The organism is Flavobacterium nitratireducens, from assembly GCF_029625335.1.
Classification (GTDB): Bacteria; Bacteroidota; Bacteroidia; order Flavobacteriales; family Flavobacteriaceae; genus Flavobacterium; species Flavobacterium nitratireducens.
This window is the reverse complement of record NZ_CP121111.1, coordinates 2,664,423-2,685,894: the sequence shown is the minus strand read 5'-3', so window position 1 is coordinate 2,685,894 and position 21,472 is coordinate 2,664,423. Positions and strand designations below refer to the sequence as shown.

The 21,472-nt window shown below is 32.5% G+C and carries 20 protein-coding genes and 2 pseudogenes; 9 read left to right on the top strand and 13 right to left on the bottom strand.

What is annotated here, in order from left to right; translation table 11 throughout:
- Window positions 1-2 precede the first annotated feature (2 nt).
- The 10 genes from P5P90_RS12615 to P5P90_RS12570 form a co-directional block, all read right to left on the bottom strand.
- Entirely contained in the window at window positions 3-1,310 is a 1,308-nt protein-coding gene (locus tag P5P90_RS12615) for a hypothetical protein (protein WP_278035006.1), read from the bottom strand.
- A 12-nt stretch (window positions 1,311-1,322) separates the two neighbouring features.
- A complete protein-coding gene (locus P5P90_RS12610) occupies window positions 1,323-2,039 on the bottom strand; it encodes a hypothetical protein (protein WP_278035005.1) in 717 nt (238 codons plus the stop codon).
- 85 nt (window positions 2,040-2,124) lie between these two features.
- Window positions 2,125-2,772, bottom strand: a complete 648-nt coding sequence (locus tag P5P90_RS12605) for a response regulator (RefSeq protein ID WP_278035004.1) — start codon at window positions 2,770-2,772, stop codon at window positions 2,125-2,127.
- A gap of 1 nt (window position 2,773) precedes the next feature.
- Window positions 2,774-4,699 (bottom strand): tetratricopeptide repeat-containing sensor histidine kinase, encoded by a 1,926-nt coding sequence (locus tag P5P90_RS12600; protein ID WP_278035003.1) that lies wholly within the window; start codon window positions 4,697-4,699, stop codon window positions 2,774-2,776.
- A 354-nt stretch (window positions 4,700-5,053) separates the two neighbouring features.
- A complete protein-coding gene (locus tag P5P90_RS12595) occupies window positions 5,054-6,085 on the bottom strand; it encodes a hypothetical protein (protein ID WP_278035002.1) in 1,032 nt (343 codons plus the stop codon).
- Complete coding sequence (locus tag P5P90_RS12590; RefSeq protein ID WP_278035001.1) at window positions 6,027-6,482, bottom strand: hypothetical protein; 456 nt, start codon at window positions 6,480-6,482, stop codon at window positions 6,027-6,029. The genes P5P90_RS12595 and P5P90_RS12590 overlap by 59 nt, the downstream gene beginning before the upstream one ends.
- 67 nt (window positions 6,483-6,549) lie before the next feature.
- Complete coding sequence (locus P5P90_RS12585) at window positions 6,550-8,373, bottom strand: outer membrane protein assembly factor BamB family protein (RefSeq protein ID WP_278035000.1); 1,824 nt, start codon at window positions 8,371-8,373, stop codon at window positions 6,550-6,552.
- 62 nt (window positions 8,374-8,435) lie between these two features.
- On the bottom strand, window positions 8,436-8,810 hold the full coding sequence (locus P5P90_RS12580) for a hypothetical protein (RefSeq protein ID WP_278034999.1): 375 nt from the start codon (window positions 8,808-8,810) through the stop codon (window positions 8,436-8,438).
- A 74-nt stretch (window positions 8,811-8,884) separates the two neighbouring features.
- Complete coding sequence (locus P5P90_RS12575; RefSeq protein ID WP_278036526.1) at window positions 8,885-9,847, bottom strand: GSCFA domain-containing protein; 963 nt, start codon at window positions 9,845-9,847, stop codon at window positions 8,885-8,887.
- 32 nt (window positions 9,848-9,879) lie between these two features.
- Entirely contained in the window at window positions 9,880-10,650 is a 771-nt protein-coding gene (locus P5P90_RS12570) for a hypothetical protein (protein ID WP_278034998.1), read from the bottom strand.
- 353 nt (window positions 10,651-11,003) lie between these two features.
- On the opposite strand from P5P90_RS12570, the gene P5P90_RS12565 reads away from it, so the two are divergent.
- Window positions 11,004-11,384: a hypothetical protein gene (locus P5P90_RS12565; protein WP_278034997.1), complete on the top strand. Its 381-nt coding sequence runs from the start codon at window positions 11,004-11,006 to the stop codon at window positions 11,382-11,384.
- Between the two features lie 82 nt (window positions 11,385-11,466).
- Here P5P90_RS12565 and alaS read toward each other — a convergent pair.
- A pseudogene (gene alaS, locus P5P90_RS12560) lies at window positions 11,467-14,101 on the bottom strand (alanine--tRNA ligase).
- Window positions 14,102-14,320: 219 nt separating this feature from the next.
- Here alaS and P5P90_RS12555 point away from each other — a divergent pair.
- From P5P90_RS12555 to P5P90_RS12525, 7 genes are all read left to right on the top strand, one after another.
- Window positions 14,321-15,298, top strand: coding sequence for a M23 family metallopeptidase (locus P5P90_RS12555; protein WP_278034996.1), 978 nt, complete (start codon window positions 14,321-14,323; stop codon window positions 15,296-15,298).
- 120 nt (window positions 15,299-15,418) lie between these two features.
- Entirely contained in the window at window positions 15,419-15,751 is a 333-nt protein-coding gene (locus tag P5P90_RS12550) for a MerR family transcriptional regulator (RefSeq protein WP_278034995.1), read from the top strand.
- Between the two features lie 80 nt (window positions 15,752-15,831).
- The gene (locus P5P90_RS12545) at window positions 15,832-16,425 is read left to right on the top strand and encodes a LemA family protein (RefSeq protein WP_278034994.1); all 594 of its coding nucleotides are present in this window, start codon (window positions 15,832-15,834) and stop codon (window positions 16,423-16,425) included.
- Between the two features lie 91 nt (window positions 16,426-16,516).
- Window positions 16,517-16,954, top strand: a complete 438-nt coding sequence (locus P5P90_RS12540) for a TPM domain-containing protein (protein WP_278034993.1) — start codon at window positions 16,517-16,519, stop codon at window positions 16,952-16,954.
- 3 nt (window positions 16,955-16,957) lie between these two features.
- The gene (locus P5P90_RS12535; protein WP_278034992.1) at window positions 16,958-17,788 is read left to right on the top strand and encodes a TPM domain-containing protein; all 831 of its coding nucleotides are present in this window, start codon (window positions 16,958-16,960) and stop codon (window positions 17,786-17,788) included.
- A 205-nt stretch (window positions 17,789-17,993) separates the two neighbouring features.
- Entirely contained in the window at window positions 17,994-18,821 is an 828-nt protein-coding gene (locus tag P5P90_RS12530; RefSeq protein WP_278034991.1) for a tetratricopeptide repeat protein, read from the top strand.
- 98 nt (window positions 18,822-18,919) lie between these two features.
- Window positions 18,920-19,522 carry a hypothetical protein gene (locus P5P90_RS12525; RefSeq protein WP_278034990.1) on the top strand — a complete coding sequence of 201 codons (603 nt, stop codon included), beginning with the start codon at window positions 18,920-18,922 and terminating at the stop codon, window positions 19,520-19,522.
- A 39-nt stretch (window positions 19,523-19,561) separates the two neighbouring features.
- Here P5P90_RS12525 and P5P90_RS12520 read toward each other — a convergent pair whose 3' ends face one another.
- Together P5P90_RS12520 and P5P90_RS12515 are read right to left on the bottom strand one after the other, a co-directional pair.
- On the bottom strand, window positions 19,562-20,446 hold the full coding sequence (locus tag P5P90_RS12520) for an IS982 family transposase (RefSeq protein ID WP_422851712.1): 885 nt from the start codon (window positions 20,444-20,446) through the stop codon (window positions 19,562-19,564).
- Between the two features lie 170 nt (window positions 20,447-20,616).
- A pseudogene (locus tag P5P90_RS12515) lies at window positions 20,617-20,769 on the bottom strand (IS256 family transposase); the annotation flags it as partial.
- A 160-nt stretch (window positions 20,770-20,929) separates the two neighbouring features.
- Between P5P90_RS12515 and P5P90_RS12510 the strand changes: the two are divergent.
- Entirely contained in the window at window positions 20,930-21,343 is a 414-nt protein-coding gene (locus tag P5P90_RS12510; RefSeq protein ID WP_278034989.1) for an RrF2 family transcriptional regulator, read from the top strand.
- The last annotated feature ends 129 nt before the right edge of the window (window positions 21,344-21,472 follow it).

Genomic DNA, 21,472 nt, shown 5'->3' with positions numbered 1-21,472 from the left:
TTTTAATTAGGAATTAAAACCACGTCCGAAACCATTTTAGGTTGTGGTGTAGACAAAATTGATTTTACGATTGAAACCAAGATTCCATTTGATGTACTTTCCAAAGCTGAAATTGTTTCGTTTGCCTGTGTTAAGTTTGGTTTATCCACAACAAAAGTATTTCCAGACAATTTATACAAGTATTTATCTTTTCCGGTTATGAGATAAATAGAACTACCTGAAAAAACAATCTCTTTATAAACACGTGTTGTCCCAGATGTTATTGGTATCATTACAGGCAAACTAATCCCTGTTTTAACCACCTCTATTGCAGTTCCTGTGAATTTATAAATATCTAAAACATCCGTATTGTATCTACGAACTACCATGTAAGGATTGGATAAATTGTTTGGATTTTTACACAAATGAATACTATGCTTATATTCCATACTCAAACCTGTGCCTACACTTCCTATTCCATCTAGTGAAGTTACTGCGCTAAACGCTGAACCGTTGTAATTAATGATATTAATTTTACCATTATCTGTAGTTGTATTAAAACTCAACCATGCCCAAAAGATTTTATCAGTATTACCTGCTTTTGAAGCATGATTAGTTGTAGGAAGATTTGTCATCACTCCCTGTACCCAATCCATTTGACTTACTGCTGTACCACTCCAAGCTCCTGTATTAGGATTATAATTATTATACAACATAGGGTGCCCATAATTAGAATTCAAACCCATACTCAGCATAAAAAACTGATTATTGAACTGCCCCATATACCCTTGATTAGTACTAGCTGAAGTTGGTCCATTATGAGTATTTAACGTGTGGTTGTGATAACTTGCACCTGCATAGCCATAATTCCCCTCAAATGAGGAATTAGAATGACTATAGGAAACCAGATTATTATTTGCTAAAACCTCAAAATCATCATTGAAGTATTGCGATTGTAATCCAACAGCTGTCGAAGTTTGCGGAGAAATAAAATCCCCCTGACAATTTACAACTGCCCCATAACTTTGAATACTTTGGGCAAACAATGTGTATTTTGCGATGACAGAAATAATTCCATTATAATCTAATATTTTATTGATTTCGGCCGCTTGATTATTGTTATTGGTAGTACTTCCTTCAGAGGGGGGAAAATAATACAATCTAAACTTAAAAGCACCTCCATTATCACTATAAAACTGCTTTGCTTGTGTAATTTCCTGAATATTTGAACCCATGCTGGTTCCATTGGTAGAATCAGAGTCTAAATCTGATGAACATGAAAAATTAAAATACAAACTAGTCATTATAAGGATTAAATAAATCTTTCTCATTTTTTTTCGGGATTAAAAATTATATTGAAAACCAAAACCTACATGATTCCTTTTAAAAGAAGATGTACCTCCAGCAGCATTTGTCCATTTATATTTTCCAAAATCGAAAACTGCATTTACTGTCCATTTGCTTGATTCTGATTGATAAATTTGTGGCTGAAGCCCCCAACCCGAATACCTCATAGTTCTTTTGACTGTTTCATCCTGAAAATTTACCTCATCGATATAAGCTGTTTCTAAAATTTTACCAGCCCCTACACCATAATCAAAATGCAAACTATTGAAAATAGAATAGACCCCTATCCAAACAGGCACTTCAATTAAAAAAGGAAGCCCTTTTGGCAGTATTTGTTCTAAACCTTCCTCTAAAGAGCCATTAAAAGATATTGGATAAACACGTAATGCAACACTTGGAACGGAAATTTTAAGCTCTGTACTTCTGTCACTAGCCAAAAAATTAGCCCACTCCTGACTTAGTACAACAGCTCCTTTCATTCCAAATTTAGTATTCTTTGAAAAATTCTGATGATATGATGTTTCTACAGCGGCAAATAATTGCATAGCTCTGCCTTTATCTGCAACCTTTCCCAAATCATCTCCAGGTTTTGAAAAAGACATCCCTGTATTAAATTTTACTGCTATATTTTTTTCCTGTGCGAAAACACTATTCGTTCTTAAGAAAGTAAAGGATAACAAAACAACGACACTTATTCTAATAAAACATCTCATACTTTTAACATTTTTGTTAATTGGTTATGAGACAAAACTACTTTAAACTAAGTTTTAAGAAAATACGTAAAATTTCGTATTTAAACTATATCAAATTATTATTCCTCGCCTTCTGGATAGCTTCTAGCTTATTATGAACTTGAAGTTTAGTATATATATTCTCTACATGTTTACGAATTGTACCTGCAGAAAGAAATAAATTATCAGCTATTGTATTGTACTTCAAACCTTTGCTCAATTGTTCTAAAACTTCAATTTCACGGCTTGTTAAATTATAGGTTTCACTATCAACAACCGATTCAAATGACATTGGATTTCTAAATAATTTTAGCGTTTTCATGGCTATTGACGGAGTCATTGTAGCCCCTCCATTAAGTGTTTCTAAAATACCTTGCTGTAAATCTTTTGGGTTTACTTCTTTTAACAAATACCCATCGGCACCTGCTTTAATAGATTTGAAAATATTTTCATCGTTATCAAAAACGGTAAGCATTATTATTTTAATATTGGGATATCTATTTTTCACCTGTTCTGTGGCTTCAATTCCATTCATCTTAGGCATTTCAATATCCATCAAAATCAAATCTACATTGTGATTTTTATCTAGTTTTTGAATTAAATCCTGCCCATTCATAGCCGTAAATTGCACTTTAAAATCATCAAAAAAAGATAATTTTTGCAGAACAGATTTCATTAAAAAAGTATTATCATCAACAATAACCAATTTTTTCATTTTAGGCTTTTTTGGTAAACAACAAATTAATACTAGTTCCTTTTCCGGGTTGTGATACTAAATTAAATTCACCTCCCATAGCTTCGATTCGATCTTGCATGTTTTGTAAACCATTACCCTTTTCAATATTTTCATAGTCAAAACCAGAACCATTATCTTGAATTGTTAGTTGAATATGCTTCTCTACTTGAACAACATGAATAGAAATTGATGTAGCTTCCGAATATTTAATGCTATTATTGACTGCTTCCTGAATAATCCTGTAAAGATTCATCCCCTCTACAGAACTTAATTTGACCTTCATGACATCATTAGAAATACTAAATAAAAAATTGATTTGATCTTTTGCCTCTTTCGCCTTCTCTATAAAATTATGTATTCGAATTTTTAAATCTTCAAATGTAATCTCACTAGAATTCATAGCCCAAATTGTATCCCTTAGTTCAACGATTGTAGATTTAGTAAAAGAACTAATCGTGGATAATTTATCATCTAACTTTTTATTAGTAATATCAAAAGCATATTTAATTGTATCTATGGAAGAAATAATAAATATTAACTGAGCTCCAATATTATCATGTAAATCTCTTGAGATATCTAATCGCTGTTGTTGCAACTTATTTTGAGTTTCTATTTCCTGAATGGCATTTTTAAGTTCAAATTCTTGTTCCTGTTGTTTGTTTCTAAGTCTCTGTTGGCGGTAAATTAAAAACCCGATGAGTCCAACCAATACTGCTAAAACTGAAACCCCTATCAACAAAATATTTTTTTGTTTGGTTTCGGCTTCTTTTTGAATCAATAATTGTTCTTTTTTTGCTGTTTGATATTTGGTTTCTAAATCGAAGATAATTTTGGTTTTATCAGATTCAAACAAACTATCTTTTCCTGAAATATACAAACCGGCAAAATGATTCGCTTTATGATATTCCTTTAATTGAGAATGCGCTTTGTGCAAATTTTTATAGGCATAAACTTCTAATAAATTGGCTTTTGATTTTTTAGCAAAAGACAATGCCTTTAAGGAAAACGCAATACTTTCTCTATACTTCTTTTGTTTAATCAAACAGAGTGCAAATGCATTTGCATTTTCGGCTACTTCAAATGAGTTCTTAAATTGCTCATGTAATTGTATTACTTTCAGATAATTTTTTTCAGCAAAATCATACTTATGCAAACTATCATAAACTATAGCAATATTCGATAACGGATAGGCTACAAATCGTTCACAACCTAATTGAAGATATCCTTTTTTAGCCATAAAAGAATATTTTAACGATTCTTGATATTTTTTAAAATTAATCAATAATCCTCCTAAATTTCCTACCGCCATAGTTTGCCCTAATTTGTCGCTTGTTTTGAAATACAAAGCGATGGCTCTTCTGTAATACAACAAGGCTTTTGAATATTCCTTCTGAGCTTTATAAATAATTCCAATATTAGTATTGGTCATAGCTTGCTTTACATTATCCTTTTTCTTTTCATAAAAATACAGTGCTTTAAAATAATATTTCAAAGCAGCATCAAATTGGCCTTTACTATCATACACAATACCAATATTGTTATAGGTATCTGCCATACCTAGAGAATCATTAATGGATTTTCGGATGCTCAATGCTTTTTTATGAAAATACAAAGCCGAATCCAATTCGCTTTTATATTGATGGACATTCGCAATACAGTTGAATGCCATTGCGATATAAGTTGGATTATTTTGCAACCTAGATTGACTGAGGGCTAAATAGGATATTTTCTTTGATTGTTCCAAGTCTATATTACTATACTCGTCTGAAAGCTGAATCAAAGTTTTTAATTTTTCTAATTTATTACAAATTTTAAGTGCATTTTTTAAACTATCAATTGCATGATTAGACTTTTGAGAAAAAGTAATACCTGTGCATAGCAAAAAAATAAATAGCGTTTTACTCATGGGCTAATTTTACACACTAAAGATAAAAAAAATAGGATTAACTTTTTTAATGTAAGTCTTTTTTGGGATATAATTCTCCAAACAAATTGGAATTCAAATCAAAAATAGCTTCGTTTAAAAAAGCATTTGATGCTTTTATTTGTTCCAACAGCATTGTACATAGCAATATCTGGTTTTCGAAATGGCTGTTTTTTTGTGTTTTTTGCCTAAGTTGTGCCTCTAACATGGTAATTCTATTTTCAAAATCTTTTTTTCTCTCTTAATTTCAACCCAACAATTACAAAAAATAATCATCCCTAAAAATAACAATATCAATACCAGTACCTCCATCACATTTCACCATTAGATTTCACTTTAATTCCCTTTCATTAAAACACTTTTAGGTATCTTAATAGAACTACAAGTTGTTTTTCCATTTACAATACTCGAGAAATAGAACAACTCCTTATCTTCATCATAAAATGGAGAACCTTCAAAATCGGGTGAATTAATCTTACTCCCTAAATTTATTGGTTCTGACCATTTTTTCCAGGTATCATCTAAGCGATAAGTCACAAAAAGATCAAAATCACCATAAACACTATACCCATTGCTGCTAAAAATAAGTGTGGTATTGTCAGATAACAATTGTGGTAACAATTCATGGCCTGCAGAATTCACACTTTTACCTAAATTTTGAAGTAAACCAAATGTTCCATCTTCTTTTTTAGTTGCAAAATACAAATCAGCTCCTCCTTGAGTAAAATCGGTTTCTATACCCATAATAATCGTTTTTCCATCTTTCGAAACACTTAAATCAGCTGTGTCGTTGTAATTATTATAAGCTGTTATTTTAAGCGGAGAAACTATCTGATAATTACCGTCTTTAAATTCATATAAGGTAAAACCTGTTTCGGTCGAATTTCTCGTATAATTTGCCCCTCCTTTTATAAGGAAATTGGAATTAGAACTCACAACATAATTATAGGATTCATTTTTACTTAAACTAGGTACTAACTGAGGTTCAGCCCATTTTCCATCGCTTAATTTTTGACTAATAAAAACCTGATCTGCCTCTTCTGTTTTATTAGTTAAAAAAAGTTTTTGTCCATCATCCGATAACATAAAACTGCTTAATTCGGCTACTTGAAAATCCAATATATTTTTATCACCTAAATTTTCAAACGCTGGTTTTGTATGTATCATTGCTTGAATTGGGATTTCAGAATCCGATATTCCTATGGCATCAATTTGTTTTTGACCTGGTAGTAGAGCAAAATTAAATTCGACTCTAACTGCTACAACATTAGCTACAGCATTATCTAAAATAGCATACTCAATGCCAGGATTAAAAACATCCGGTGCTTCCTGAATTTTTTCTCCTTTTTCGTTTAAAATAATAATCATGATCCGTTCTAGCTGTTGATTTAAAAGTGGGTGTTCTCCAATCACTTTTCCGAGTCCAGACCGCATCATAACTACCAGAGCCTTTGTCTACTAAAATACGCGTGACACAACCTGCATTTAAATTTTCAAATACAGCAATTTGCTTTACAATTTGTGGTTTTTCAAATCCTACTTCGACAATTTCTCTACCATCAAGAGCATTTTTAGGAGTCCAAGCATTTCCACTATTTCCACCTTGCGGGAATACATCAGGTTTACCTAAAATTCGTTTTATACCGTTTTGCTTTCCCCCTAAATCGGAAGAAAACTTAATAACTTTTGATGCCCACTGAATTTGTTGTGCTTCGGTAGTCCAAAAAACAAAACAAATCCCACACAACAGTATTATTTTTTTCATCGCTTGATACATTTAGAAAGGGGCTATGAAAAAATTCACACCCCCTTTCAATTACAACTAAAAACGCTTAATTGTTTACTTTGATTTTTTCTACTTTTCTTCCTTTGAAAGCGAAGATGTACTCTCCGTCTTTAGTAATATCAATACCATCACCATATTGGGGACTACCTCCTTTACCTTTTGATTGAACAGAACCTTTAGTTTCTCCGTTAGTCATATCAATTCCATAAATGATGTTTTTGCTGTCTCTTTGGTCTCTCAAGAAATAATTATCCCCAATGTGATAGAAAAAATCTACCCCTTTTATTTTCTCCGTAGCATAAACTCTTGAACCATCTTTTTTATGGTAAGAAGCTAATCCTTTTTCGGACAACACAACCACTTTATCTCCAAAATCAATCACGTCAGTTGCTTTACCAACCTTGGCATCATTGTGTTTTACATCAAATAATTGTTTGCCAGAAGCAATGTCATAACCGTAAAATTCATCCCCATCGCCTACAAAAACCGTCTTATCAGAATCAATAATTAAGTCTGTTATACGTTTGTCAAATTTTTCAGATCTCCAAGCGGTTTTTCCAGTTGCATCATCAAGTGAAAGCAAACTATTTTTTTGAGCTTTATAATCCCAAAAGATATAAGGCACCCATTCTTTGACTGTACTTCCCATACCATATGAAGTTGTCTCTAATCTATATTCCTGAACTTGCACTTTCCCTCCTACTTGGACCATTATTTTATCCCCTGTTTTGTAGATATTTGGCATACACAAAGCGCCCGTAATTTTCTCAGAAGCCCAAAGCAATTTTCCCGATTCTAAGTCATGTTTTTCAACATATTTAGTTCTGTCTCTAGTTCCCAAAATCACAATATAAACAGCGTCATCCGTAAAAAGCGGTTGTGCTAAGGTTCTATAAATTTTAGAACGTTTTCCGCCACTAAACATTCCTCCATTAGCACCCTGCATATCATTTTCATAAATTGCTTCCCATAACTTTTGTCCGTTATTGATATTGTATGCCTGAATTCCATCCAAATACATGAATAACTTATCTCCTTTAATCCATAAATCAATAATAGCACGACGTGTTACCAACTCTTTTTCTACGGTCCCTCTAAAAGTGGCATCCCAAACTACATCTCCATTAGTAGCATTAATTTTTACTAATTGGTTTTTAAAACCCGTAAATAAAGCGCCTAGTGCAGTAGGTTTAAAATTGACCATTATGATTTCGTTTCTTTTAGCATCATAAATATATTTTCCAACCCCACCTTTGAACCGATTGGTTTCCCAAATTTTCTCACCATTTTTAGCTTTAACTAAAATTACCGATGCACGTTGAGAAATTAAAAAAGCATCCAATTCAAAAATATACTTTACAGTTTCTAATTCGCCTTGATCCAAACCTTCTTCGGCTTTAGTTCCTTTTGGAATCAAATCCTGATAAGCTTCAGAATTCCACAATTCTTTTCCTGATTTAATATCAATACAAGCAACTCTATCCGTTCCTAATTTTCTTTGGTCAAAAAGAAACAAATAACCGCCGTTTTCAGTAAAAATAGTGTACTGCAATTCGGATTTATTAGTACTATTAGTTGTTATTTTCTTGTAATCACCATTCCATATTGGTTTACCATCTTTGTCTAAAACGGAACTAGAATTATCATCAGTTCCTACAATTAATTCTCCATTACTGTTTACAACTGCTAATCTGGTTGCTTTGTTATCGAATTCCGATTCCCAAACAGTTGAAAAACTTCCTGTTTTTTTTCCGGCACTTCCTCCTGAAACGGCACTCTTAGCCTTTTCTAATAATTTCCCAAATTGGGCAAAAGCTGGTAATGTACTTCCGACACAGAAAGCCAGCATCACTAAAGTAATTTTTTTCATTTTTTGCGTTTTTAAGTTGTTTTATAAATGTTTATTGCGTTTTACATCTAGACTATTTTCTATCAAAATGTTATTGAATAGCGAATTTTATAGCGCTGTTGTTTTTGAAGCTTAAAATTGAATTTGTGTTCTAAAATGTATTCCGAAATAAAATTGGTAAACATTGCATTATCAATGTCGCTATCTACTTTGAAGAATGTAGCTACTTTACCATTTTGAATCACTCCAATGTCGGCAACAATAGTTCCTTTTACCTCATTGAATTTTTTGGTTTTCTTTTTTAAAAAATCTTCCGATTTAAAAACTGCATCCACCTCGGCAGTTACAGCCTCGGCAACAACTTCTTCGTCAGTAAGAACTTTTCTTTGAGCAAAAACTGAAGTAGAGAAGAAAAGTTGGAGTATCCCCAATAACAATGTGTATCGAATCAATTTCATCTAAGTTTTTTTAATGTTACTTAGCAAAATTGAACCAATAATAAGAGGCAATCAATACGAAAAATTACGTATTTTTAAAATTGAATGTGAGAAAATTGAGTTTGAAGTAATGCAATTTTAGCTTGTAGTTTAGCTACAAACTTAAGATGACTTTCTGATTCAGGATTAAAAGGACGATGGTTTAACCCGCTCTGAATACTGCCAATCTCTTCCAATACTGGCAATGCCGATTTTGAAACTGTTGTTTCTTTAAATCGTTGCCAGATGTAATCAATAGCAACCTGATTAGGATGCAACATATCTTCGGCATAAAAACGATAATCACGCAGCTCGTCCATCATAATTTCGTAACTCGGAAAATAGATTGAAGATTTTAGATTATAGATAGTAGAATCCTCTAAAACTTGACGAATGGCACTAATTAAATGCGCTTTACTTAGCGTATTTTCTACAAAACCATCTTTGATGTGGCGCACTGGCGAAACCGTAAATATAAATTTGACATTAGGATTTACTTTTTGAATTAGCGCAATTGTATTTAGGATGGAATTTTGAATAACCTCAACCGAAAGCAGTTCTTTTAAAAACTGTTTTTGAGGCACTTTATGACAATTGGCTACAATTTGCTCACTTTCTATATGGCGATACACCCAAGAAGTTCCATAGGTAATTAAGAAATGCGTTGATTTTGTTATTTGGTTATTTGTTGCAACAACTAATTCATTTAATAATTTCAAAAAAGTTGCTTTATCTGGATTTGAAAGTTCCGAATGAACTTCAAAAGAATGCCATAAATCATTGTGAAAAAAAACATCTTTTTCGGTAAAAAAATCTTTATTTACGGCTCTTTCGATTAATTTTCCGATAGAAACAGGATTAAAAATAATACCAAATGGATTACAGGAATGCTGAAATTTATAATAATCCAATTGGGCCGCCATATTTACCGCAAAACAGGAACCCAGACTTAGAATTCTGGAATGATAATCAATAGGAAATGAATTTTCAGCAATTGGAATTACGGTACGAAACAGCATTACATTTTTTTCCAAAAATAAGTATTAAAATATTAATACAAATATTGGATTTTAGAATAATTAGGATTATTCAAACTTGACTCTGATTCTTGCTCCGTTGGATTATTGTCTTTGTCGTATTTATAAGCTATAGTATGCATTTTTGCCGAAGAAATTGTTTGATCACCTACTACAACCGCTGTTTCAGCAACAATCATAACAACATTGTTTTTTGACACAATAGCAGCTTTATCTAATAATTTATTATAACCTACAATACTATTATATGGGTTATTATAAGTATCGTATTCGTATGATATTGTAGTAGTGGTTACTTTGTCCTCTGCGATTACATCGACAACATTCTCACTCTTAACCAAATTATCATTTTTAAAATACAAAACACCATGACTTAGTTTTTGTCCTTCTTCCTTTGAAGAACCCGAAAATTTCTCATATGAAATTTTACCATCACTAGCATGAGTATAATAAATCACATAATTTTCAGAAGAAGTAAGTTTGACTAATTGCTCATTTTCATAAGTATACTCTAAAACAACACTCGATTCATTTAGCTTATTATAGCTTACAATTTTAGTAATTAAACCATTGTTGTAGGTATATTCAATTTTTTGTTTTGAATTTTCAGAGCTTATGATTTGATTGTCAAGATACTTAAAAATGGAATTTTCAGAAACACCATTTTCAGTAGTTTCTATCATTTTGATAAAAATTTTCCCCTTATCGTCCTTATCATTTGCACAAGAAGTCAAAAGAATCGCTACGGTAGCAATCAAAAAAAATAGTTGGGTAATTTTTTGCATCACGAAATAGGTTAATTAAACTAAAAATTTGGGATTTCAAAACTATATATTTAACATGGCTATAGCAACAAAATAAGTTTAACGACTAAAAAACTCGTTAAAAAGTGCTTTTTTACCTCTAAAATTCACCAAATTATTATTGCACAGAATATATTCAAAATGAAGATGATTTTAGCTAAAAAAACAGCACAAAGCGTTGCTTTTTTACACGAAATCAGCCAATTTTAAAACCCTTTTTTTACGACCAAATGCACTCGCAAAGCGGTTTAAAGAGTTTTTTTCCTTTCAACGATTTTAAGTTGTATAGTTCGTATTTGCTTCTACATTTGACTTGTATACCAGTAAAATATATTATGAAAAACATTTTCAACCCTATTTACAGACAGGACTATTTAGAAGGCTATTCTAAAGGACAAAATCCTCATACTAAAGTAAAAATTTCAACTAGCACGGCTTTTAATGAAGGTTTTAAATCTGGTAGACTTGACTATGAGAGTCTTAATGGAAACATCCTTGATGGCATTCCTAAAAAAATTGTAAACGAAAAAGTCCTAGATGAATTTCTACTTGCTGGATTATTAGGTATTAATGTTGATACCGATGGCTATAATCATTATCAAATAAGTGTTTTATTGAAATGGTATCAAAGCGGTATTGAACAATACGACCCAAAAGAAAACAATTATTTATTAGACATTTTAGAAGACAACGGAATAGAAACCAGTCACAACTAATTATATAAATAACCAAAAACGAAAAACCCTTTTAGTTTGCTTTCAAACTAAAAGGGTTTTCTATTTTAGTGTACTTTGCAATTTATTTCACAAAATCAATAGCTTTTGCTAAAGCTTCTGGAATGCCAGCTGCATTTTTACCTCCTGCAGTAGCAAAGAACGGCTGTCCACCACCACCACCTTGGATAAACTTTCCTAACTCACGAACAACTTGTCCAGCATTTAAGTTTTTCTCCGCTACTAATTCTTTCGAAATATAGCAGCTTAACATTGGTTTTCCTTCTTCGGCAGTAGCCAAAACTAAAAACAAATTATTCCCTAAATTACCCAACTCATACGCTAAATCTTTCGCCCCCTCTGGGTTCAAATCTACTTGTTTTGCTAAGAATTGAACTCCGTTTACTTCTTGTAATTCCTGAGCCAATTCGGCTTTCATATTTTTAGCTTTCTCTTTCAACAAAGCTTCTACTTGTTTTTTCAACTTCGCATTTTCATCCTGTAAAGAAACCACCGCTTTTACAGCGTCCTGAGGATTTTTTAATGCCGATTTAATTTCGCTCAACAATTCTTCTTGCGAAGCAAAAATTGTCTTACACCCTCACCTGTAATCGCTTCAATACGACGAATTCCAGCTGCCACAGCACCTTCCGAAACAATTTTGAAAGACCAGATATCAGCTGTGTTGTTTACGTGAATACCTCCACACAACTCCATACTGTCTCCAAATTTAATCGCTCGAACATTATCACCATATTTTTCACCAAACAAAGCCATTGCACCTTCGTCTAAAGCTTGTTGGATAGGAATACTTCTTCTTTCAATCAAAGGCAATTGCTCCTGGATTCTTGCATTCACAAAATCTTCCACCTGTTGCAATTCCTCATCCGTTACCTTTGAGAAATGAGAAAAGTCAAAACGTAAATTTTTAGGATTTACCAATGATCCTTTTTGTTCCACATGAGTTCCTAAAATAGCACGCAAGGCCTGATGCATCAAGTGAGTAGCCGAGTGATTTTTAGAAGTATTCGTTCTTAAATCTGTATTTACTTTTGCAACGAATGAAGCTGTAAGATTTTCAGGCAATTTTTTAGCAAAATGCAAAATCAAATTGTTTTCTTTCTTAGTATCAATGATTTCGATTGTTTCATTTGCCGAAACTAAAACTCCTTTATCTCCTACTTGCCCTCCTCCTTCTGGATAAAACGGTGTAGCATCTAACACAATCTGGTACATAACACCATCTTTTTTAGAATCTACTTTACGGATACGAGTAATTTTGACCTCATTTTCTACTTGGTCATAACCCACAAAAGATTCTACGTTACCATCTACTAAAACCTTCCAGTCATCGGTAGAAACTTCAGAAGCTGCGCGGGAACGGTTCTTTTGTTCCTGCATCGAAGCATCAAATTCTTCTTCATTGAATGACATGCCTTTCTCTTTCAAAATCAAAGCTGTCAAATCTTTTGGAAAACCAAAAGTATCGTATAATTCGAATGCTTTTACTCCAGAAACTTCCGTTCCTTTTGTTTCAGCCACTACATTTTCCAATAATTGCAATCCTTGATCTAAAGTTCTCAAGAAAGAAGCTTCTTCTTCACGAATGACATTTGTAACCAAAGTTTGTTGTTTTTTGATTTCTGGGAAAAACTCACCCATTTGATCCGCTAAAACAGCGACTAATTGGTTAATAAAAGGCTCTTTAGTATTCAAGAAAGTAAATCCGTAACGAATCGCACGACGTAAAATACGACGAATTACATAACCCGCTCCGTTGTTTGATGGCAATTGTCCATCGGCAATCGCAAAGGCTACCGCACGCACGTGATCTACAATAACACGAATTGCAATGTTGATTTTGTTTTGCTCTTCGCTAATATTTTTAACTTCGTTTGAAGTATATTTTAATCCTGTAATTTGCTCTACTTTTTCAATCAGCGGTGTAAATACATCCGTATCGTAGTTTGATGTTACTCCTTGCATCGCCATACACAAACGCTCAAATCCCATTCCGGTATCAACGTGTTGTGCTGGTAATTTTTCTAACGAACCATCGGCTTTACGGTTGAATTCCATAAATACATTGTTCCAAATTTCCACTACCTGCGGATGATCGGCATTTACTAAGCTAAAACCTGAAATAGCCGCTCTTTCGTCGTCTGAACGTAAATCGATGTGAATTTCTGAACAAGGCCCGCATGGTCCCTGATCCCCCATTTCCCAGAAATTGTCTTTTTTGTTTCCAAGGATAATGCGGTCTTCCGAAACGAATTGTTTCCAAATATCAAAAGCATCTTGGTCAAAAGGCACATTCTCCGCTTCGTTTCCTTCAAAAACAGAAACATACAAACGGTCTTTGTCTAATTTCAACACTTCAGTCAAAAATTCCCAAGCCCATGGAATAGCCTCTTTTTTGAAATAATCTCCAAAAGACCAGTTTCCAAGCATTTCAAACATAGTGTGATGATACGTATCAAAACCTACATCCTCTAAATCGTTGTGCTTTCCTGAAACACGAAGACATTTTTGCGTATCGGCAATACGATTACTTTTTGGAGTGGCGTTTCTAAGAAATACTCTTTAAACTGTGCCATACCTGAGTTATTAAACATCAAAGTAGGGTCGTCTTTTAGAACAATAGGAGCCGAAGGAACAATTAAATGTCCTTTACTTTCAAAGAATTGTAAATACGCTTTGCGAATGTCTTGTGATTTCATTTTTATTTTTTTTTGCCACTAAGGCGCTAAGGCACAAAGTTTTTATTTGTTTTTTTTAAAACTCCTAAATTCAACAATTTTTAAATCACTGAATTTTTAGCTCTTTCAATCAATTTTATATTATATTTAATACTAAAAAAAGGGTCGAACAACTAAAACATTTATTAAATTTGTTCAATGCGCTTTTTTTGGAGCTGCAAAAATAGGGTATTTTAAAATATGGCGAAAGTAAAATATTATTACGATTCTGAAAATCTGGCATATCGCAAAATTAAAGTCAAGAAAAGAAAAAAAGTAGGCTTTGTAGCCTTGTTTTTACTGGCTTCAGCTTTATTTGGATTTCTCAGCTTTGTTCTTTTATTAAACACTCCCTATTTTGACACCCCAAAAGACCGTTTATTACTTCGTGAAATTGAGAATCTGAAGCTAAATTATGCCGTTTTGAATAAAAAAATGGATCAGGTTGATAATGCCATCGAAGCCATTGAAGAACGAGACAATAATTTATACCGCACTTATTTCAATACGGCTCCTATTCCTGCAGAAGAAAGAAAAGCAGGTTTTACTGATGTAAATCGATACAAAGCGCTGGAAGGTTATGACAATACCCAACTGGTTTTACAAACAACTAAACGAGTGGATGTATTGACCAAAGAATTAGCTATACAATCCAAATCCTTAGATTATATTTTAAAACTCGCTAAAGAAAAAAACAAATTATTAGCTGCCATTCCTGCCATCCAACCTGTCAGAAATGAAAATTTAAAACAAATGGCATCTGGTTTCGGTTATCGCACAGACCCTTTTACCAAAGTAAGAAAAATGCACGAAGGCATGGATTTTACAGCAAAAAAAGGAACTCCTGTTTTTGCCACAGGTGACGGAGTTGTAAAACAAGCTGACAACAGAGCGTCTGGATATGGTAATCATATTGTGATTAGGCACGGTTATGGATACGAAACTTTGTATGCGCATTTGAGCAAATACAATTGCAAACCAGGACAACGAATAAAACGTGGAGACATTATTGGTTATGTAGGAAGCACGGGACGATCAGAAGCGCCACATTTGCATTATGAAGTACATAAAGATGGTCGTGTCGTAAATCCGCTTAATTTTTATTATGGTAATATTTCTGCTGCAGAATACGTTGCTATATCTAAATTAGCTAACCAAGAAAATCAATCTCTGGATTAGTATTCAGTGTTCAGCTTTAGAGTAATCAGTCACTTGATTAACGTTTTTTGACTGTTAATTGCTCATTTTAGAATTAAAATATTGGATTTTGAAATTTATTAATTTGGAATTTAAAAAAACATGCACATAGAATTACAACCAGGAAAAAGATACTATAGCATTGGTGAAGTGGCCAAAGCATTTGATGTCAATGCTTCATTGATTCGTTTTTGGGATAGTGAGTTTGACATTTTAAAGCCTAAAAAGAACGCCAAGGGCAATCGAATGTTTACACCCGAAGACATCAAGAACCTTCAGCTCATTTACCATTTGGTTAAAGAAAGAGGTTTTACACTGGAAGGAGCTAAGACCCATTTGAAAGAAGGACAAAAGAAAACCTTAGACAAATTTGAAATTATTAGCAAACTAGAAGCTATAAAAGTACAGTTGAATAATATAAAAAATGAGTTATGAGTTATGAGTTATGAGTCATGAGTTAGAAATAAATAAATAAATAAATAAAAATAAATTAATAAACTTTAAATTAAACAAACATGGATTTTAAAAGATTTTTACCTTGGATTATAGGTGCAGTTATTATTTTTGGAATTTACGGCTGGGTTAAAGGAATCAACAACACAGCAGTAACTTTAAGTCAAGACATTGAAGAATCTTGGGGAAATGTACAAACAGCTTATCAAAGACGAAATGATCTTATTCCAAACATTGTAAGTACCGTAAAAGGTTATGCAGAGCATGAAAAAAGTACTTTGACAGCAGTAATTGAGGCTCGTGCCAAAGCTACCCAAACTACGGTAGATCCAACCAATATTACACCAGAACAACTAGAAGCTTTCAACAAAGCGCAAAGCGGAGTAAGTAGTTCACTTTCAAGATTATTAGTATCAGTAGAACAATATCCTAACTTAAAAGCAGACCAAAATTTCTTGAAATTACAAGATGAATTAGCTAGTACAGAAAATCAAATTTTAACGGCTCGTACTCGCTTTAACGAAGCTGTTAAACCATATAACACCCACATCAAAACCTTTCCAAATTCATTGTTTGCAGGTATGTTTGGTTTTAAAGAAAAAGCCTATTTCAATGCTGTTGAAGGTGCTGATAAAGCTCCGGAAGTAAAATTCTAAAAGATTTCAGATTTTCGATTAACGATTTTTGATTGCAGAATATAAACTTCTACAATCAAAAATCGTTAATCTTCATTCAAAAATAATTCCCATGTCAAAAGTAGAAGATTTTTTAACTCCAGCAGAAGAACTCGAAATTGTTGAAGCTATACGAATAGCCGAAAAAAATACTTCTGGTGAAATTAGAGTGCACATCGAACGAACTACCACTATGGACGCTTACGAACGTGCCAAAGAGGTGTTCCATGAATTAAAAATGGATGAAACAGCTCTTAAAAATGGCGTTTTAATTTATCTAGCGGTTGACGATCATAACTTTGTGATTTGTGGTGATAAAGGAATCAACGATGTTGTTGGTACTGATTTTTGGAACTGTACCCGTGATGCTATGGTAGTGCAATTCAAACAAAACAATTTTAAACAAGGACTTGTTGACGGAATTTTAAGAGCCGGAGAACAGCTTAAAAAATATTTCCCTTGGCAAGAAGGCGACACCAATGAATTATCTAACGAAATCTCAAAAGGATAAATAATGAAAATTCCAACTCAGAAAAACTCAAATTCCAAAGGAATTTTTCAATTTGTACTCTTACTATTTGTACTTTTTTCTAGCAATTGTATCTTTTCACAATTTACCATTCCGGAAAAACCTAGTTTGCAAACTTCGGTTTATGATTACGCCAAACTCTTTAACGAGAATGAAAAAACGCAACTGGAAGAAAAACTCATTCGCTATTCTGACACTACAACTACACAAATTGTAGTCATTACCATAGAAAGCTTAAAAGGCGAAGATGTTAGTTTACTGGCAACCAAATGGGGTCAAACCTGGGGAGTTGGAGGCACTGCCAAAGACGACAACGGAGTGATTATTCTGATTTCTAAAACCGATAGAAAAATAGCCATTAATCCTGGCTACGGTTTAGAAGATAGATTGACAGCAGGAATTGGTGGTGAAATCATTAGAAATATTATTATTCCTGAGTTCAAAGCAGGTAGTTATTATAATGGAGTTGACAAAGGAACCGATGCTTTATTTGACGTTTTTAAAGGCAAATACAAAGGGACTCGAAAACAAAACCAACAAAAACAAGATTTTCCCATCCTGCCATTCATTATCATCATTGTTTTTATCATCATTTTAGCTTCCAGAAATAAAGGTGGTGGCGGAAATTCAGGCAATAATGGCGGTGGCGGCCCTAGCTTATTAGATGTGATTATCTTAAGCAATCTAGGTCGAAACAGCGGTGGTTTCGGTGGAGGCTTTGGAGGTTCTTCTGGCGGTGGTTTTGGTGGAGGCGGCTTCGGAGGAGGATTTGGCGGCGGAGGTTTCTCTGGCGGTGGTTCTAGCGGAAGTTGGTAAAATCCAGTTTCAATTTGCACCTAACATAATTTTACTTTTCGAGGAAAGCATTCGACAATAAAAAACAAACAATAAAATTACAAATAAACCACTTCAAAGCGAAGTGGTTTTTTAGTATCAAAAAAGTTCTTTACTAATATGACTTTCTTATTAAAAATCAGGAGGCATTTAAATGACAAAATCTTAGTACTTATTTTTCTAAAAAATGAAAGATAAATACCCTACATTTGAAAAACTTACAGTCCTAATGATTACTTCTATGAAAAACGTTATTTTCCTTTTTTTACTTTGTTTTAGCCTTACAATGCAATCTCAAGACTTCTCAGATATTGATGAAAATGAAATGCCCCAAGAAATTGAAAAAATAAATGACGAAATCCTCAAGAACCCAAGCGGTGATAATTACTACCTAAGAGGCTACTATTATTATCTAAACAAAGATTATCTTGCGGCCATAGCCGATTATAACAAAGCTATATCTTTAGATCCGAATAACTATAGATTCTATTATAGCAAAGGAAATACAATCATTAAATTAAAAGATTACAAACAAGCGATTGAATGTTATACAAAAAGTATCGCTTTAAACAATACTATACAAAAAGCCTACTTCAACAGAGCGTATTCTAAAACAATGATCGACGATGCAAAAGGTGCAATTGATGACTATACCAAAAGCATTTCCATCAATCCCAAATACCTTCAGGCATATCAAAACAGAGGGATCATAAGATCAAAATTAAACCTGCACAAAGAAGCCATCCTTGATTTTGACAAAGTCATCGAAATTGATCCAAAATTTGTGGAAGCGTACCAAAACAGAGCCATTTCGAAAGCTATGGTTAATATCGATGCCAAAAGCGATTTTGACCAAGTAGTAAATCTAACGCCCGATGATCCTGAAGCCTATTACAATAGAGCCATCTATTTTATTAATTTTAAAATTAAAGGCGATTATTGCTCCGATATAAAAAAATCGGTTAGCTTTCACTTCGACGCTGCGGTGGAATTATTAAGTAAGTATTGTAAATAACACATGTCTTAATTACTCTCCAAATATATTTTTAAGTACCTATTTATAACAAAACCCAATAGAAAAGAAATCAACAAACTTTAAAAAAAGAAAGTAAAATGACAAACAAAATATTAATTACAACCGGTATTTTATTTTCATTGATATTTCTTTCCTGCAATAATACAGAAGCAATTAAAGTAAAAAATATTTATTACAAATTATATTCTGAAAAAGATAGTTTGATTGGATTCTCTTTAAGAAAATATGTATTTAGTCAAGATACAATCAGTGAAAAATATTTAACTATTGACTTAAAGGGGAAAAAGAAATATGATTACAAACAATCGTTTTATAAAAAGGATGGAGCTGTTTTTATTTTTTCAAACATAAAAAATGACACTACTAAATTTCTATATTTCTCTCCTGCTAAAAAAGACACTTGCATTCATATAGATAGGATGTTAGGAAATTTTCATCTTTGCAACAAAGGAAAAGTAAAATTCAAAAAATATAATGATGCATATAAAGTTCTTTACAATGAGAGAGGTTATGATTCGAGAAAAGAGACTTTAATATTAGATAGAGATTATACAATATTAGCTAGATTTGAAGATTGTTATGACTATAGAAAAGAAATTATTGTAGAAAATAATGCTATTAATGACAATGTAAAATTACAACTTGATAAAGCGAGCAAAGAACTTTTATGGTGGGAATAGTCAAGATATTTTATTGCTAAGAGAACCCGTTGGGTGAAATTAAATAATTTGATTTTTAATATTATTTATAGGTCTATCAAATATGAATTTATTGATATATTGAATTAGAGTCATTGCTGTTATTTTTGCTAAAATTCTTGTTTTAAAACCAGCAAAAGATTTAGCATAATTTCTTCGAATTAAAAACTGGTCGCATAATTGTGAAAACTGGGTTTCAATTCTTTTTCTTGATTTTCTAAAAATATATGGTTGAGGCTTATAGTTTTTTTGATTGGATCTCATTGGTGTTTCTAATTGGATTTTTACTGTTCGAAATAGGTCTAGCCTAATCGATTCTGACAAATACCCTCTATCTCCAAGTAATACACAATCAGATAATTGTTGTTTTATATTCTTTAGAAAATGAACATCATGAACTTCTGCTTTTGTAATCTCTAAAGAATGGAAAACACCATCTACAGAACAAACTCCATGTAATTTATATCCATAAAACCAATTGTTTTGTGAGGCACAAAAACCTTTGGAAGGAGCTGTTTCAAAATGCTCTTTACATATTTTAATTCGGCAATGACGAGAAAATTTACAGATTTCCAACGGCATACTGTCAACAATAAAATAATTCTCAAACTCAAGAAATCGACTCGCTAGTTTGCTTCGGACTTCTTCAGAAAACAAAAACAGTTTTCTTCTTCTTTTGTTGAATTGACTGCGTTCAATTAAGTTAGGAATTAAATCTGGACTAATTTGTTTGAAAAGTGAGTTTTCACTATCAATAGACATAAATTCAGCAGTTAAACTAAGTGCTACGACCTCTAAATCAGACATCTTGCCGCTTCTTCCAACTCTTGATTTAAATAATGAATCATAATTCAAAGAACTTATAACTTCTAAAACCTTAAAATAATTTTTAACTATATTTGACATGGATGTTGGTTGTTTAGCGACTTCAAGATACTGCTTTGCAGTGTCTTGACCAATATCTAATCAATTTAATTTACTTCAAATAATTTCACCCAACGGGTTAAGAGAATAAATAGTTTATGAATGGACACTATCCCAAAAAGTGTGTAAGTTGAAAAGTTAAGGCTTCGTTTTTATAATCGGAGCCTTTTTTCAAATATAAGGGTAAATTGGTTTAAAACAATTCCCCAATTTTGAATAGGCATTGACCATTTTTTGGTCGCTTCTCTTAAAGCCAAAAATACCGATTTTAATACAGCATCATCTGTTGGGAACGACATTTTGGATATCCAAACAATAAGTTTACAACTTTAATATAGTGTTCATAATATTTAATAAAATCCCTTACTAAATTTCACAAAAACATTATTGAAATTTCTTGACTGATTTATAAATTTATTTATCTTTATCCTGATTTTAATTTAAACCAGCCAGATACAACCGTATATGCTTTCACAAAAAACCAAATACGCTCTCAAAGCCCTACTCTATCTAGCGCAACAGGAAGCGAATCATATTTCTAAAACTACTGATATTGCCGAATCGGCTAATATCCCTAAAAAGTTTTTAGAACAGATTTTATTGGATTTAAAACGTGGGCATTTAGTAGGCAGTAAACAAGGAAAATTAGGCGGATACTACCTTTTAAAATCCAAAGATGAAATCACTTTAGCCGATATTCACCGATTATTTGATGGTGCTATCGCATTATTACCCTGTGCTTCTTTAAATTTTTACGAACGTTGTTCGGATTGTACGGACGAGTCAGAATGCCTGCTACGACACGGCTTGATGACCATTAGAGACGAAACTTTAAAGGCCATGCAAGGGATTACTATCGCTTCTCTAGTGAACAAATAAAAAAATAGCTCTTTAATTCTACTATTTTTATAGAATTTATATATATTTGCATCGATTTACAATTATCATTATAATTATTAAACGATGAAAACAATTCAAACAAGCTTCATTCAAAAAAGCTTCATTCAA

Bases quoted from the DNA above. Each gene is read 5' to 3' on its own strand.
- P5P90_RS12615 (WP_278035006.1), bottom strand. From the start codon at position 1,310: ATGAGAAAGATTTATTTAATCCTTATAATGACTAGTTTGTATTTTAAT.
- P5P90_RS12610 (WP_278035005.1), bottom strand. From the start codon at position 2,039: ATGAGATGTTTTATTAGAATAAGTGTCGTTGTTTTGTTATCCTTTACT.
- P5P90_RS12605 (WP_278035004.1), bottom strand. From the start codon at position 2,772: ATGAAAAAATTGGTTATTGTTGATGATAATACTTTTTTAATGAAATCT.
- P5P90_RS12600 (WP_278035003.1), bottom strand. From the start codon at position 4,699: ATGAGTAAAACGCTATTTATTTTTTTGCTATGCACAGGTATTACTTTT.
- P5P90_RS12595 (WP_278035002.1), bottom strand. From the start codon at position 6,085: ATGATTATTATTTTAAACGAAAAAGGAGAAAAAATTCAGGAAGCACCG.
- P5P90_RS12590 (WP_278035001.1), bottom strand. From the start codon at position 6,482: ATGAAAAAAATAATACTGTTGTGTGGGATTTGTTTTGTTTTTTGGACT.
- P5P90_RS12585 (WP_278035000.1), bottom strand. From the start codon at position 8,373: ATGAAAAAAATTACTTTAGTGATGCTGGCTTTCTGTGTCGGAAGTACA.
- P5P90_RS12580 (WP_278034999.1), bottom strand. From the start codon at position 8,810: ATGAAATTGATTCGATACACATTGTTATTGGGGATACTCCAACTTTTC.
- P5P90_RS12575 (WP_278036526.1), bottom strand. From the start codon at position 9,847: ATGCTGTTTCGTACCGTAATTCCAATTGCTGAAAATTCATTTCCTATT.
- P5P90_RS12570 (WP_278034998.1), bottom strand. From the start codon at position 10,650: ATGCAAAAAATTACCCAACTATTTTTTTTGATTGCTACCGTAGCGATT.
- P5P90_RS12565 (WP_278034997.1), top strand. From the start codon at position 11,004: ATGAAAAACATTTTCAACCCTATTTACAGACAGGACTATTTAGAAGGC.
- P5P90_RS12555 (WP_278034996.1), top strand. From the start codon at position 14,321: ATGGCGAAAGTAAAATATTATTACGATTCTGAAAATCTGGCATATCGC.
- P5P90_RS12550 (WP_278034995.1), top strand. From the start codon at position 15,419: ATGCACATAGAATTACAACCAGGAAAAAGATACTATAGCATTGGTGAA.
- P5P90_RS12545 (WP_278034994.1), top strand. From the start codon at position 15,832: ATGGATTTTAAAAGATTTTTACCTTGGATTATAGGTGCAGTTATTATT.
- P5P90_RS12540 (WP_278034993.1), top strand. From the start codon at position 16,517: ATGTCAAAAGTAGAAGATTTTTTAACTCCAGCAGAAGAACTCGAAATT.
- P5P90_RS12535 (WP_278034992.1), top strand. From the start codon at position 16,958: ATGAAAATTCCAACTCAGAAAAACTCAAATTCCAAAGGAATTTTTCAA.
- P5P90_RS12530 (WP_278034991.1), top strand. From the start codon at position 17,994: ATGAAAGATAAATACCCTACATTTGAAAAACTTACAGTCCTAATGATT.
- P5P90_RS12525 (WP_278034990.1), top strand. From the start codon at position 18,920: ATGACAAACAAAATATTAATTACAACCGGTATTTTATTTTCATTGATA.
- P5P90_RS12520 (WP_422851712.1), bottom strand. From the start codon at position 20,446: ATGTCAAATATAGTTAAAAATTATTTTAAGGTTTTAGAAGTTATAAGT.
- P5P90_RS12510 (WP_278034989.1), top strand. From the start codon at position 20,930: ATGCTTTCACAAAAAACCAAATACGCTCTCAAAGCCCTACTCTATCTA.